Source organism: Streptococcus sp. F0442, assembly GCF_000314795.2.
Taxonomy (GTDB): domain Bacteria; phylum Bacillota; class Bacilli; order Lactobacillales; family Streptococcaceae; genus Streptococcus.
In genome coordinates this window covers 868,614-882,182 of the sequence record NZ_KB373314.1, presented here as the reverse complement: position 1 = coordinate 882,182, position 13,569 = coordinate 868,614, and the positions used below count along the sequence as shown (strand labels likewise).

Sequence of the window (13,569 nt, the reverse complement as noted above, 5' to 3'; positions counted from 1 at the left end):
ATTTTTAGGAGAAAAGTATAGTCGATTCACATGATTCATTGTGTCTATCTTACGCTTCTAGGTAACAATAGTTTTCAGTTCTTATTTGATGAACCTTTAGGGACTGATTTTTATTTTACAATTTATAGATCTAGGAACTAAAGAAAAAACAGCTGGATAGATGTTCGGGAATCAAGCGTTTTCTAGAGAAAGATGGAAGAGTTTTCAAAGAAACATTGAAGAAAAACCGAAAAAATAGTAAAATGGAAGAGCTGATTGCAGCAAATCAACTTTTCTGCTTTCTCCTCTTTGGAGAAGTGTCCGACATTAGAAAATGGAGTATTCAATGAAGAAAAAAGTTATCTTGAAAAGCAGTATCCTAGCGGTCGCTGCCGGTCTCAGTGTTTTTGCGATCAATAGTGTCTTTGCGGACGAATTGCCCGTGCAGTTCATGGGAGTCAATGACTTCCACGGTGCCTTGGAACAAACGGGGACAGCTCGTTTAGAAGGGGAGACTGTGAAGAATGCAGGAACAGCTCCGCTCTTAGCAACCTACCTCAACGATTCGCAAAAAGAATTTGAAACGGAGAATGCTGGAAGACCAAATGCTAGTATTCGTGTGCAAGCTGGAGATATGGTCGGCGCTAGTCCAGCCAACTCTGCCCTCCTTCAAGATGAACCATCTGTAAAAGTCTTCAATGAAATGAACTTTGAATACGGAACACTTGGAAATCATGAGTTTGACGAAGGACTTGGTGAATTCAACCGGATCATGAAGGGGGAAGCCCCAACACCAGGTCAATTCAATAAGATCGTCGATGAATATCCTCATGAAGCTTCTAAACAAGAAGTCGTGATTGCCAACTTGGTCGACAAGGATACTAACAAAATCCCATTTGACTGGAAGCCTTATACCATCAAAGAAATCCCAGTCAATGACAAGACTGTTAAAGTCGGATTTATCGGGGTTGTTACGACAGAATTCCCAAATCTAGTCTTGCGTAAAAATCATGAACAATACCGCGTTTTGGATGAAGCAGAATCCATTGCCAAATATGCGCGTGAGTTGAATGACCAAGGGGTTCATGCCATCGCTGTCTTGGCCCACGTTGCTGCAACAAGTAAAAATGGGGTAGCAGAAGGACCAGCTGCAGACATGATCAAAAAATTAAACCAGATCTATCCTGAAAACTCTGTGGACCTTGTCTTTGCTGGTCACAACCACCAATATACAAATGGGATGGTCGGCAATACCTTGATTGTGCAAGGAACTTCTCAAGGAAAGGCCTACTCTGATGTCCGTGGAGTCTTAGATACAGATACAGCTGACTTTGTCAAAGCTCCAACTGCTAAAATCATCGCTGTCGATCCTTCTAAAGGTAAAGCTAAAGATGCTAAGGTCCAAGCGATCATCAATGAAGCCAATGAGACTGTTAAAAAGGTAACGGAAGCGAAAATTGGTTCAGCAGAAAAAGCAGAAAATATTACCCGTGAATTGAATGCGCAAAAGGAAAGTGCTGTTGGGGATCTGGTCACAGCCGCCCAATTGGATATTGCTAAAAAATCAGGTTATCCAGATGTTGACTTTGCCTTCACTAATAATGGGGGAATTCGTGCAGACCTTGTGGTGAAACCAGATGGAACTGTAACCTGGGGTGCAGCTCAAGCCGTGCAACCATTTGGAAATATTCTTCAAGTAGTCGAAATTACTGGAGAACAAATCTATAAAGCTTTGGACCAACAGTATGATGAGAAAGAACTCTACTTCTTGCAAATGGCAGGGATCAAGTACACCTATACCAAACCAGCCGATGCGACGGAAGAAAATCCTTATAAGGTCGTGAAAGTCTACAAGGCAGATGGCACAGAAATTGATCGTACCAAGACCTACAAAGCGATTATCAACGACTTCTTGTATGGTGGTGGAGATGGCTTCTCAGTCTTCCGTGATACAAAATTGATCGGGGCTATCAATCCGGATACAGAAGTCTTTATCCAATACATCGAAGATGTGAATAAGGCAGGGAAGAAGTTATCTGCTTCTATTTTAGGCAACAAGACCTTTGTAGAAAAAGTGGAAGAAGAAACTCCTGCACCTGAACCAACTCCACAACCGGAACCTCAGCCAGCACCAGTGGAACCAGCAACTCCTGTAGCTCCGGTCAATCCTGTAGCTCCAGTCAATCCTGTAGTTCCAGTGACGCCAACTAATCCACCAGTTCAACCTACAACTCCAGTGACTCCAGTTCAACCAGCTGCATCTGACAGTAAAGAAACAGCCCAGGTAAAACCAGTCGCTGTTACCTATCATACAGGTGTTCAAGAAGTGGCAGCTACTTCTGCACCAGCAACCGGCCTTCCAAAAACAGGTCAAAAAGACTTGGCTTCAACAGTCCTCAGCCTCTTCGGTATGACCTCGCTAGCATTGGCAGGCTTTGTAGCTAGCAAAAAACGTGAAGGTTAAGTCCTTCATACGTTAACTGACCCTAAAAAACGTCCGTTCTTTTAAGAAACGGACGTTTTTCATGTCTTAGTCTGTTGTCTCCACCCAGACACTGCGGACAAAGAAGATGCTGATGAGGGCGAGGGCTAGGAAGATCCCTGCAACATAATAGTAGGGTTGGTCGAGAGTTGTTGAACGACCAGAGAGGTTAACAATGCCTCGGTAGAGGGCCCCTGCAGTTGCCGTGGCAACCGCTGAGTTCCAAAGATTGAGTGTGATTCTAGAAAGCCCCTTGACCACTAGTTGCAGAGCCACTAGCAGGGCACCACCCATCAAAGGAATCAAGAAGAGGTAGTGCATGAAGGCAGAGGTTTCGCCAAAACTAAAGTGTTCGTAGATGCGACTTCCGACGAAGAAGAAAGCTGAAATCAGAGTGTACCAGAGGATGGTCTTTTTCAACCGTTGTTTGATAGGATTAGTAACCGATGTAGACAATGTCACTCACCGCCCTTTCTGAAATAGTACCATTTGTAGTTGGTTTGTTCATAACTTGGCCATTGAAGTAGAGGGTAGAAGATCCGCCCCCATCCAAGTTGTAGGCTGTTTTAACGCCATAAGACTTCATCACTTCCGCTAATTGGTAGAGAGATAGTCCTTCACTTTCTGAAGTCCGTCCATCTGATACGACAATGATGTAGTGGTTTTCATCGATGATCCCAATCGCTGTACGTGGGTTGGACGCCATGGATTGACCTACTTCCGAATTGGTATCGACAGTTATTTCTCCATTTTCAACCAAGGAAGGTCCGAAGGCAAGGAGATTGACGACTCCATCTTTGACCAATTGATCCGCAGAGATCTCATCTTCATAGATAATCTTGAAGGAACCATCTTTGTAAATGGCTAAGTCGCCATTGCTAGAGTCTTCACGAACGGTATCGCGGTAGACAACTCCATTTCGGATAACGTATCCTGTGCTGTTAGCCCCGTAATAGTCACCATTCACTGCTAGAATAGCACTGTTGTTGGCGGCCGTGACGGAGGTCTTAGCCGTTACATTTGTCCCGTAGGTGTTTTGTGCAAAGGCTGTTTTGAGATAATCTGCCGAGCTGACTGTGATATCTGCGATGTAAACCTGGGTATTTTCAACTGTTTTTTCTGTTAAAGTCACCTGGATATTGTCATCTGAATAGCTAGTATCGGTCGTTGTAGCTGAAGCAGCTGCTTTTTTGGCTGCCTTAGTGTCCGTAGTCGTAGCTTTTACGGTTTGGATGGCATCGGATAAGACAAAGGTCTTGAGCATCGAGTAGCTAAAACTGCTGGTCAAAAGAAGACCAAAGCAGGCAGCATAGGTATAAGATTTTTTAAAGAATTTCATGGTGGGGAGCTGTCCTTTCTTTGAAGATCACTTTTTTCTGGATCACCCATGAGACCAGAAAGAGGAGGAAGCCAACGACAATTTTACTGATCAGGAGATTGAGCCCGAAAGCAGTATAGAAGAGTCGAATCAAGAGCGTATCGAGAATAAAGAGGCCGAGGGCAAGACCAAAGTAGCCACTTCCTGTTTTAGCGACGCTGTCTTTATTCTTAAAGACCAGGTGCTTGTTAGTCGAGTAGTTAAAGATGGAGCTCGTCACACGAGCGATCCCATTCGCTAGGAGAATGCGAAGACTAATGGGCACGGCCATCATCACGAAAAGGAAGAAAGCGTAGACCAGATAGTCCACGATAAAACTACTCAGAGAGGAGAGGGCAAACTTAAACATGTCCTTGTAGATCATGAGGCCATCTCGGATAGGTCGGAAGTGGGAGCCTTCATTGTCATTGATGTAGACTGTTTCAATCGGAACTTCTAGGATGGGGAAGGACTTGCTTGCTGCAAGGAGAACATTCATCTCATATTCATAACGCTGTCCGTCAACCTCAAGCATGAAAGGCAAGAGATTCGTAGTAAAAGCCCGTAAACCTGTTTGGGTATCGCTGATTGCCACTCCGGTTTGTTGTTTGAAGAGGAAACGGGTCAATTTATTCCCGAAAGCAGAACGCAAAGGAACTTGGCCAGAAAAGGCGCGTGCTCCTAAAATAAGTGCTCCAGGATGTTCTTGAGATTGGTTAACAACCCTGAAAATATCCCAAATTTTGTGCTGACCGTCTGCATCAGCTGTAACAACGCTTCCATAGGTACCTCTTTCTAGGATGTATGCATAAGCAGTCTTGAGAGATTGCCCTTTTCCTTGGTTGTGCTCGTGGGTCAGGACTGTCGCAAGACCGTCCAATTTGTCAAAAATCACTTTCTTGTCGTCGTCACTTCCATCGTCGACGACGATGATGTGGAGATCACTCTTAGCGTGAACCAGGCGAACCAATTTGACAAGATTCAGATCTGGTTGATAGGCGGGGATGATAAGATAATTCATAATCGTTCCTCGTTTCTTGAAATTTGTTGTAGCTAGTATAAAGACTCAAGCTTAAAGCTAACTGATATCAGTTTTCTTTAAGGAAAAGGGCTAGGAAAGGAGTATCTTTCCTTCTATAATTGTCATTTTTCAGGGGAAGTTTTCCTTTCATCTCATAGGACACGTAAAAAAATGATGTTTCAAATCCTAAAGATAATCCTTGCCTTTGTTCGAAAAGTCTGGTATAATAGTTTCTTGTGAGTAAACCTCACTTACCCCTTGCAAAGACTTGGGGTCATTAGTCCAAAAGGAGGAACATTATCAATGGCTAAATACGAAATTCTTTATATTATTCGTCCAAACATTGAAGAAGAAGCTAAAAACGCTTTGGTAGCACGTTTCGATTCTATCTTGACTGACAACGGTGCAACTGTTGTTGAATCAAAAGATTGGGAAAAACGTCGTCTTGCATACGAAATCCAAGATTTCCGTGAAGGACTTTACCACATCGTAAACGTTGAAGCGAACGACGACGCAGCTCTTAACGAGTTCGACCGTCTTTCAAAAATCAACGGTGACATTCTTCGTCACATGATCGTAAAAGTTGACGCGTAAGAAATCATCAGAGGTGACTTATGATTAACAATGTTGTACTTGTCGGTCGTATGACCCGTGATGCTGAACTTCGCTATACTCCAAGCAATCAAGCAGTTGCTACTTTCAGCCTAGCTGTCAACCGCAACTTCAAGAGTCAGAATGGAGAGCGCGAAGCCGATTTCATCAACTGTGTGATCTGGCGTCAGCAAGCAGAAAACTTAGCTAATTGGGCTAAGAAGGGTGCTTTGATTGGGATTACCGGTCGCATTCAAACACGTAATTACGAAAACCAGCAAGGTCAACGTGTTTATGTCACTGAAGTCGTAGCAGATAGCTTCCAATTATTGGAAAGCCGTGCAGCACGCGAAGGGCATGCAGGTGGAGGTTATTCATCAGGCAATGGTGGTTTTGCTGGAAATGCAACCCCAAGCTTTGGTGGATCTGAACCAAGCAATGCAGCACCTAACTTTGGTCGTGAGGAAAACCCATTTGGAGCTAATCCAATGGATATCTCAGACGACGATCTTCCATTCTAAGAATGGGTTTAACGAATTAAAACTATAAAGGAGAATTAAACATGGCTCAACAACGTCGTGGCGGATTCAAACGCCGTAAAAAAGTTGATTACATCGCAGCAAACAAAATTGAATATGTTGATTACAAAGATACTGAGCTTCTTAGCCGTTTCGTTTCAGAACGTGGGAAAATCCTTCCTCGTCGTGTAACTGGAACTTCAGCGAAGAACCAACGTAAAGTAACAACAGCTATCAAACGCGCTCGCGTAATGGCTTTGATGCCTTTCGTAAACGAAGATTAAAGAAAAGACCCTGGTGGGTCTTTTTTTCAGGTTCGGGTGGACCTCTTTGACCTTTCCCTAGCTCTAATCGTGTTATAATGTGGGAAGAAATATATCAAGGAGGGAACTATGAAGGAAGGTGTAATCATCAGGAGGATGATAAAGGCAGATATTGAGCACATCTCTCAAGCCTTTATCCACCAAAGGTGGCCGGGTAGAAAGGATATCTTGACCAGCTATTTTCAGGATCAGGAGAATGGAGAAAGGGACGTATTAGTAGTTGAGTCGGATGGACTTGTGGCAGGTTATATCACTATATTGCCTGCTGCCAAGCACGGTCCTTTCGTGGGAGTCTATCCTGAACTATCTGATTTTAATGTTTTTGAGCCATTTAGAAATCGAGGAATTGGGAATCAACTCTTAGAAGAGGCGGAAAAAAGAGTCCGGCTACTATCAGAGTTTGTTACTTTAGGGGTTGGTTTACACTCGGGTTATGGCCCAGCTCAAAGACTGTATGTTAAACGAGGCTATATCCCAGATGGATCTGGAATTTGGTTTAGGGATCAGCCCTTGGCCCCTTACAGTTCTTGTGAAAACAATGATGACTTAGTCCTCTATTTTTCAAAAAGGTTGAACAGGGAAATACAGTAAAACAAAAACGGATGAAAACTTCATCCGTTTTCTTAGCGACGAGTTGCGGGTGCTGTGCTCGAACTTTTAATATTAAAACGTTTCTTGAGGTAGAAGCGAAGGGCGAGTGCTAAAGCTCCTAAAAGGATCGCAAGGATATCTGGAATGGTTGGGTTGAGGACTTGTGGGAGTAATGAGGTGAAGGACAAGACGATGACCCAAAGGAACATGACGCCAACAAGAATCGGCATAGATTTCCAAAGAGAGGGACGCTCACTGCGATCTTTTGTGCCACCCATATACTGATAGAAGAAGTAGTACATGAGGTATAAGAGCAGAGCCCCTGTCAAACTTCCAAGAATCAAGGTGATCAAACCATAGCCAGTACGATGCGGTGCGACCAAGTTCATGAAGGCTGAAATGGCAGCAAAGACACCAAAAATAAAGAGGAAGGAATCCAAAATCATGAGAGAAGGAGCATCGTTTAATTTTGGATGCTCTTTTTCATAGCGTTCTTTCTCGCTGAAAGAGTTAGCCCAGACAGTTGGAGCTCCAAAAAGGGTCCGTGCCGGAATTCCTTTTCCTTGGTTCTCATGGATAGCTGGAAGAATTTCTTGGAGGAGGCTTTCTGCTTCTTCCTCTGTCTTTCCGTTTTCAAGCAATTGGTGTTTGGCGATCCGGATAAATTCTTGGTTTTTCTTGCTAAGTTGGCTAAGATCGATGTGAGACATAAATACTCCTTTGATATACAAGTGTTGTTAGAACCATTTTTTATGGATGAGGTAGACGACGAGGGATCCAGTCAGGGCAAAGGCGATGAAGATAATGAGCCAAAAGGCATGGGCTTCGCCGTTGAGCGGAAGCTCATTGTCCTTGAAGTTCATCCCATAGGCCGAGAAAATCATGGTTGGGATGGACATGACGATGGTCACCATAGCCAAGGTCTTCATGATATTATTCTGGTTGTTGGAGATGATCGATGCGAAGGTATCGGTCATGGAGTGGAGGATGTTTCCATAAATATCCGCCATCTCAATGGCCTGTTGAGTCTCGATCAAGGTATCTTCCAATAGATCCTCGTCTTCCAGGTATTTCTTGATGTTACTAGTGGCACTGGTCAATTTCTTGATCACGCGCTCATTGGTTTTCAGAGAGGCCTTGAAGTAGACGATGGTTTTTTCTAACTCCATCAGTTCAATCAGCTCTTCGTTACGAGTTGATTTATGGAGTTGACTTTCAATCTGTTCACTCTTGCGATCCAGGGTACGAAGCGCGGTCAAGTAGAGCTCGGCATTTCGATAAAGGATCTGAAAGATAAAGCGAGACCGCATGAAGGTATAGAAATTCCGTAAGCGACGATTGATAAAGGTATCTAGCAAAGGCAATTCTTCCAAACATGTGGTGATAATGGCCTCTTCAGTTAGAATGATTCCCAAAGGGATGGTGACATAGTAGGTCTGGTTGTTCCGCTCTTCCTTGATGGGAACGTCTACGATGATCAAGGTATACTCATCTTCGATGGTCATACGGGACATTTCTTCCGCATCGAGTGGTGCCCGTAAGTCGGCAATATCAATATTAAATGCAGAGGCGATTTCCATTGATTCACTTTGAGAAGGGTTGACAAGGTTGATCCAGCTACCGGGTTCCAGTGTCTCTATTTCTTTAAATTCAGTCGTTGTTGATAAAAAGACCTGTTTCATGGTGCCTCCCCTTGTTTTTTTACACCTTAACATTATAACAGAAAAAGCACGTTTTTGGATAAAAGAATACTAAAAAATTTGTTATAATGGAGGATAACAAAAAGGTGAATTAGAGTAAAAACATGCAAGATAAAATTGTCATTCATGGGGCACGTGCCCATAATTTAAAAAATATAGATGTGGAAATTCCACGCGATAAGTTGGTCGTGGTGACGGGCTTGTCAGGATCTGGAAAGTCTAGTCTGGCCTTTGATACCCTCTATGCAGAAGGCCAGCGTCGTTACGTGGAGAGCTTGTCAGCCTATGCTCGGCAGTTCTTGGGAAATATGGAAAAACCAGATGTGGATTCGATTGATGGCTTAAGCCCCGCTATTTCTATCGACCAAAAAACCACTAGTAAAAATCCGCGTTCCACTGTGGGGACGGCAACTGAGATCAATGACTACCTGCGCCTGCTCTATGCGCGTGTAGGTACGCCTTATTGTATCAATGGCCATGGGGCGATTACCGCTTCTTCAGTTGAGCAGATCGTTGATCAAGTTTTGGAATTACCAGAACGGCAGCGCCTGCAAATTTTAGCCCCTATTATCCGAAAGAAAAAAGGCCAGCATAAGAATATTATTGAAAAGGTGCAAAAAGACGGCTATGTTCGGGTGCGGGTTGACGGTGAGATTTATGATGTGACAGAGGTCCCAGAACTGTCTAAAAGCAAACAGCACACGATTGAAGTCGTTGTGGACCGAATCGTGATCAAAGAGGGGATTCGCTCGCGGCTCTTTGATTCGATTGAAGCAGCTCTTCGGATTGCCGATGGCTACGTGGTCATTGATACCATGGACGATAAGGAGCTACTTTTTTCGGAGCACTATGCTTGTCCGGTTTGTGGCTTTACCGTTCCTGAATTAGAGCCCCGTCTCTTTTCTTTCAATGCGCCTTTTGGCTCTTGTCCAGATTGTGATGGGCTGGGCATTAAGCTGGAAGTGGACTTGGATTTGGTGGTGCCAGATGATCGATTAAGCCTTCGCGAAGGAGCTCTTGCTCCTTGGAATCCGATCTCTTCCAACTACTATCCTCAGATGTTGGAGCAGGCCATGATCCAGTTTGGCATCAATATGGACACGCCTTTTTCCGATCTTTCTCAAGAAGAAAAGGACTTGGTCCTCTATGGTTCAAAAGGCAAGGAATTCCACTTCCACTATGAAAATGAGTTTGGTGGGGTTCGAGATATCGACATTCCCTTTGAAGGAGTCGTAACCAATATTCACCGCCGTTTCCGTGAGACCAATAGTGATTTTACCCGCAACCAAATGCGCTCCTATATGAACGAATTGACCTGTGCGACCTGCCATGGCTACCGTCTCAATGACCAGGCTCTTTCTGTTCGTGTCGGAGGAGAAAAGGGGATGCATATTGGGGAAGTGTCGGATCTATCGATTGCGGACCACTTAAAAGCCGTGGACAAGCTGGTCTTAACGGACAATGAAGCCACGATTGCAAGACCGATCCTAAAAGAGATTAAGGATCGCTTGACCTTCTTAAACAATGTGGGGCTCAATTACTTGACCCTGTCACGATCGGCTGGGACCTTGTCAGGTGGAGAAAGCCAGCGCATTCGCTTGGCAACCCAGATCGGTTCCAACCTCTCTGGAGTCCTTTATATCTTGGATGAGCCGTCTATCGGCCTCCATCAAAGGGACAATGACCGCCTGATTGCCAGTCTCAAAAAGATGCGTGATTTAGGCAATACCTTGATCGTCGTCGAACACGACGAAGATACCATGAGAGAGGCTGATTACCTAATCGACGTCGGACCAGGTGCGGGTGTCTTTGGGGGAGAGATTGTTGCTGCGGGAACTCCAAAGCAGGTGGCGCGCAACAGCAAATCCATCACTGGCCAGTATTTGTCCGGCAAACGCAAGATTCCGGTTCCCACAGAGCGCCGTTCAGGAAATGGCCGTTCTATTGAAATTACAGGGGCCAGTGAGAACAACTTACAAGATATTACAGCGCGTTTTCCTCTGGGCAAATTTATCGCAGTCACTGGAGTTTCAGGTTCTGGAAAATCAACCTTGATCAATGGCATCTTAAAAAAAGCCATCGCTCAAAAGCTCAACCGCAATTCGGAAAAACCAGGGAAATACAAGACCATTCAGGGGATTGAGCATATCGATCGCTTGATCGACATTGATCAAAGTCCGATTGGCCGGACTCCTCGTTCCAATCCAGCGACCTATACAGGCGTCTTCGATGACATTCGCGATCTCTTTGCTCAGACCAATGAAGCCAAAATTCGGGGCTATAAAAAAGGCCGCTTTAGTTTCAATGTCAAGGGTGGGCGTTGTGAAGCCTGCTCAGGAGATGGGATCATCAAGATTGAAATGCACTTCTTACCGGATGTCTTTGTTCCTTGTGAAGTCTGCCATGGACGTCGTTACAATAGTGAGACTCTCGAAGTCCACTACAAGGAAAAAAATATCGCAGAAGTGCTGGATATGACGGTCAACAAGGCAGTCGAATTCTTCAAGCACATTCCAAAAATTGAACGCAAACTCAAGACCATCCAAGATGTGGGCTTGGGCTATGTAACGCTGGGTCAACCAGCGACCACCCTTTCAGGTGGGGAAGCGCAACGGATGAAGTTGGCTTCTGAATTGCACAAGCGCTCTACAGGAAAATCCTTCTATATCTTGGATGAACCAACGACCGGACTCCATACCGAAGACATTTCCCGCTTGATCAAGGTCTTAGAACGGTTTGTGGATGATGGCAATACGGTCCTTGTGATCGAGCACAATTTGGATGTCATTAAGACGGCAGACCACATCATCGATTTGGGACCTGAAGGCGGTGTCGGTGGCGGAACCATTATTGCAACTGGGACACCAGAGGAGGTCGCAACAACCCCTGCTAGCTACACAGGACAGTATTTGAAAGGAAAACTACAATGAACCAACGGATCAGTAACTTAAGAAACAAAATGAAAGCTCAAAACCTCAAAGCGGTACTGATTAACAATTTAAAAAATGTTTATTATTTGACCAATTTTTGGGGATCAAATGGGACTGCCTTGGTGACAGAAGAACGTGTGGTACTCTTCACCGATTCACGCTACACTATCCATGCCCATGCGACTTGTTTTCCCTTTGTAGAGATTGTGGAAACCCGCGATGAGTTGACTGCCGCTGCAGAGATCGTCAAGGACCTTGGGATCAAAGATCTTGGTTTTGAGGACGAAGTGACGGTCGCTTATCATGCCCGGATGACGGCTGTTTTCAGTGGTATCAGCCTTCAACCTCTAGCGAACTTCGTCATGGAATTGCGCTTGATTAAGGATGAAACAGAGATTGCGGCGATTAAAAAAGCTTGTAGCATTTCAGATCAAGCCTTTCATGATATTTTGGACTTTATCAAGGTGGGACAAACCACAGAGTTGGAAGCAGCGACTTTCCTAGATTTTAGAATGCGGGAGTTGGGAGCTTCTGGTGTATCTTTTGATATTATTTCAGCAGCTGGTGAACGCTCTGCTATGCCTCATGCGACTCCAAGTGATCGGGTGATTTCAGCAGGAGATGCCTTGACCCTTGATTTTGGTTGCTTGTATGATCACTATGTCAGCGATATGACACGAACTATCTATGCAGGACATGTCAGCGACAAGGAAAGAGAAATTTACGAAACAGTTTTGAAAGCCAATCAAGCCTTGATTGCTGCAGCTAAAGACGGCCTTGGCTTCCGTGATTTTGATAAAATCCCTCGGGATGTGATTGAAGCAGCCGGCTATGGCCAATACTTCACTCATGGAATCGGTCATGGGATTGGGCTGGATATCCATGAAGAACCCTACTTCAGCCAAACGTCTAAAGAGGTGATCAAGGCGGGGATGGTCTTGACAGATGAGCCGGGAATCTACATTGAAGGGCTATCTGGTGTGCGCATCGAAGATGACCTCTTGATCACGGAAACAGGCTGTGAGGTCTTGACCCTTGCTCCAAAAGAATTGATTGTTCTATAGAATCGATTGAGTTTTTCTTAGCTCCTATTTAAAAGATAACAATAAGAAAAGAGGCCTATGAAAAAACGTATTTTAGTATTGGGAATCCTTCTAGTAGCCCTTCTATTTGTATTTGTCCCTCAAGCCCATGCGGGTGTTGGGAATACACATAGTGGTGGTAGTAGCACTATTCATTCTGGTGGTGGTGGCGGTGGAAGTAGCTGGTCTGGTGGTGGAAGCAGCTGGTCTGGTGGATCCAGTAGCTACAGTTCTAGTTCTGGAACAGACTCTGGTGGTATTGCAGTTGTCGCTATCATTGGCTTAGTTGGTTTTGTCTATAATCTGGCCAAAGAGGCTAATGAGAGTGATGATTCGTCTTATTCAAATAGTGGTCCAAAACGGACAACCGAAGAACGGGCGGGTCGACCAATTGAAAACAACTATGAAGCGATTCGCCGCATCCGAAAATTGGACCCAATGTTTGATGAAGACCGCTTTTTGTCGCAAGTCAAGCTGGTTTACCTTCAATTACAGTCTGCCTGGACAGAAAAAGATTGGAATTCTGTTCGAAACTTAGAAAGTACCAGTCTTTATGAGCAACACTTGACGCAGTTGCAAGAGCATATTCGAGCAAAAACGACCAATGTTTTAGAGCGCGTGCGTGTGGAAAATTCGAAGATCAAAGACTTTATCGAAAATCCAGGTGGCAATGACCGCATCGAAGTCATTCTATCTTCGACCATGAGAGATTACATTCGAAACGATGAATCGGGTCGTGTGATCGAAGGGGATCCAACCAAAGATCTCTTTACCGTTTACCGCATGGTCTTTCTCCGGGAACACGGGGCTCAGACAGAGATCATTAAGAATTCAGAAGTCGTCAGTGATCACTGTCCGAACTGTGGTGCACCACTGACCATCGATTCGATCGACAAGTGTGAATATTGCCAAGCATCCTTGAAACACAATCCAAAAGATTGGGTCTTGGATGTTTATGAAGTTGTGGATGAAATTGAATTCTACAGATAGGAGAA

General features: G+C 44.5%; 13 protein-coding genes. 8 read left to right on the top strand and 5 right to left on the bottom strand.

Going from position 1 to position 13,569, the window contains the following annotated elements; translation table 11 throughout:
• Positions 1-325 precede the first annotated feature (325 nt).
• Positions 326-2,443 carry a surface-anchored 5'-nucleotidase gene (locus tag HMPREF9186_RS04375; protein WP_009731600.1) on the top strand — a complete coding sequence of 706 codons (2,118 nt, stop codon included), beginning with the start codon at positions 326-328 and terminating at the stop codon, positions 2,441-2,443.
• 66 nt (positions 2,444-2,509) lie between these two features.
• On the opposite strand, the gene HMPREF9186_RS04370 is transcribed toward HMPREF9186_RS04375, so the two are convergent.
• Genes HMPREF9186_RS04370 through HMPREF9186_RS04360 form a run of 3 tightly spaced genes read right to left on the bottom strand, consistent with a single transcriptional unit; the run spans position 2,510 to position 4,839 of the window.
• Positions 2,510-2,917, bottom strand: a complete 408-nt coding sequence (locus tag HMPREF9186_RS04370; protein WP_083890001.1) for a hypothetical protein — start codon at positions 2,915-2,917, stop codon at positions 2,510-2,512.
• Complete coding sequence (locus HMPREF9186_RS04365; RefSeq protein ID WP_009731598.1) at positions 2,898-3,800, bottom strand: phosphodiester glycosidase family protein; 903 nt, start codon at positions 3,798-3,800, stop codon at positions 2,898-2,900. The genes HMPREF9186_RS04370 and HMPREF9186_RS04365 overlap by 20 nt, the downstream gene beginning before the upstream one ends.
• Entirely contained in the window at positions 3,787-4,839 is a 1,053-nt protein-coding gene (locus tag HMPREF9186_RS04360) for a bifunctional glycosyltransferase family 2/GtrA family protein (protein ID WP_009731597.1), read from the bottom strand. The genes HMPREF9186_RS04365 and HMPREF9186_RS04360 overlap by 14 nt, the downstream gene beginning before the upstream one ends.
• Before the next feature lie 303 nt (positions 4,840-5,142).
• On the opposite strand from HMPREF9186_RS04360, the gene rpsF reads away from it, so the two are divergent.
• The 4 genes from rpsF (at position 5,143) to HMPREF9186_RS04340 (ending at position 6,862) form a co-directional block, all read left to right on the top strand.
• Positions 5,143-5,433, top strand: coding sequence for a 30S ribosomal protein S6 (gene rpsF, locus HMPREF9186_RS04355; RefSeq protein WP_006595679.1), 291 nt, complete (start codon positions 5,143-5,145; stop codon positions 5,431-5,433).
• A gap of 20 nt (positions 5,434-5,453) precedes the next feature.
• Entirely contained in the window at positions 5,454-5,951 is a 498-nt protein-coding gene (locus tag HMPREF9186_RS04350; protein WP_003008622.1) for a single-stranded DNA-binding protein, read from the top strand.
• 41 nt (positions 5,952-5,992) lie between these two features.
• Positions 5,993-6,232 (top strand): 30S ribosomal protein S18, encoded by a 240-nt coding sequence (gene rpsR / locus HMPREF9186_RS04345; protein WP_000068664.1) that lies wholly within the window; start codon positions 5,993-5,995, stop codon positions 6,230-6,232.
• Between the two features lie 108 nt (positions 6,233-6,340).
• Complete coding sequence (locus HMPREF9186_RS04340; RefSeq protein WP_009731596.1) at positions 6,341-6,862, top strand: GNAT family N-acetyltransferase; 522 nt, start codon at positions 6,341-6,343, stop codon at positions 6,860-6,862.
• Between the two features lie 32 nt (positions 6,863-6,894).
• On the opposite strand, the gene HMPREF9186_RS04335 is transcribed toward HMPREF9186_RS04340, so the two are convergent.
• Together HMPREF9186_RS04335 and HMPREF9186_RS04330 are read right to left on the bottom strand one after the other, a co-directional pair.
• Entirely contained in the window at positions 6,895-7,572 is a 678-nt protein-coding gene (locus HMPREF9186_RS04335; RefSeq protein WP_009731595.1) for a DUF1129 domain-containing protein, read from the bottom strand.
• 27 nt (positions 7,573-7,599) lie between these two features.
• Complete coding sequence (locus HMPREF9186_RS04330) at positions 7,600-8,544, bottom strand: magnesium transporter CorA family protein (protein ID WP_009731594.1); 945 nt, start codon at positions 8,542-8,544, stop codon at positions 7,600-7,602.
• A 122-nt stretch (positions 8,545-8,666) separates the two neighbouring features.
• Between HMPREF9186_RS04330 and uvrA the strand changes: the two genes are divergently transcribed.
• Genes uvrA through HMPREF9186_RS04315 form a run of 3 tightly spaced genes read left to right on the top strand, consistent with a single transcriptional unit; the run spans position 8,667 to position 13,564 of the window.
• Positions 8,667-11,492: an excinuclease ABC subunit UvrA gene (uvrA, locus tag HMPREF9186_RS04325; protein WP_009731593.1), complete on the top strand. Its 2,826-nt coding sequence runs from the start codon at positions 8,667-8,669 to the stop codon at positions 11,490-11,492.
• The gene (locus tag HMPREF9186_RS04320; protein ID WP_009731592.1) at positions 11,489-12,556 is read left to right on the top strand and encodes a M24 family metallopeptidase; all 1,068 of its coding nucleotides are present in this window, start codon (positions 11,489-11,491) and stop codon (positions 12,554-12,556) included. Before uvrA ends, HMPREF9186_RS04320 begins: the two co-directional genes overlap by 4 nt.
• Positions 12,557-12,613: 57 nt before the next feature.
• A complete protein-coding gene (locus HMPREF9186_RS04315; protein ID WP_009731591.1) occupies positions 12,614-13,564 on the top strand; it encodes a TIM44-like domain-containing protein in 951 nt (316 codons plus the stop codon).
• Positions 13,565-13,569: the final 5 nt, after the last annotated feature.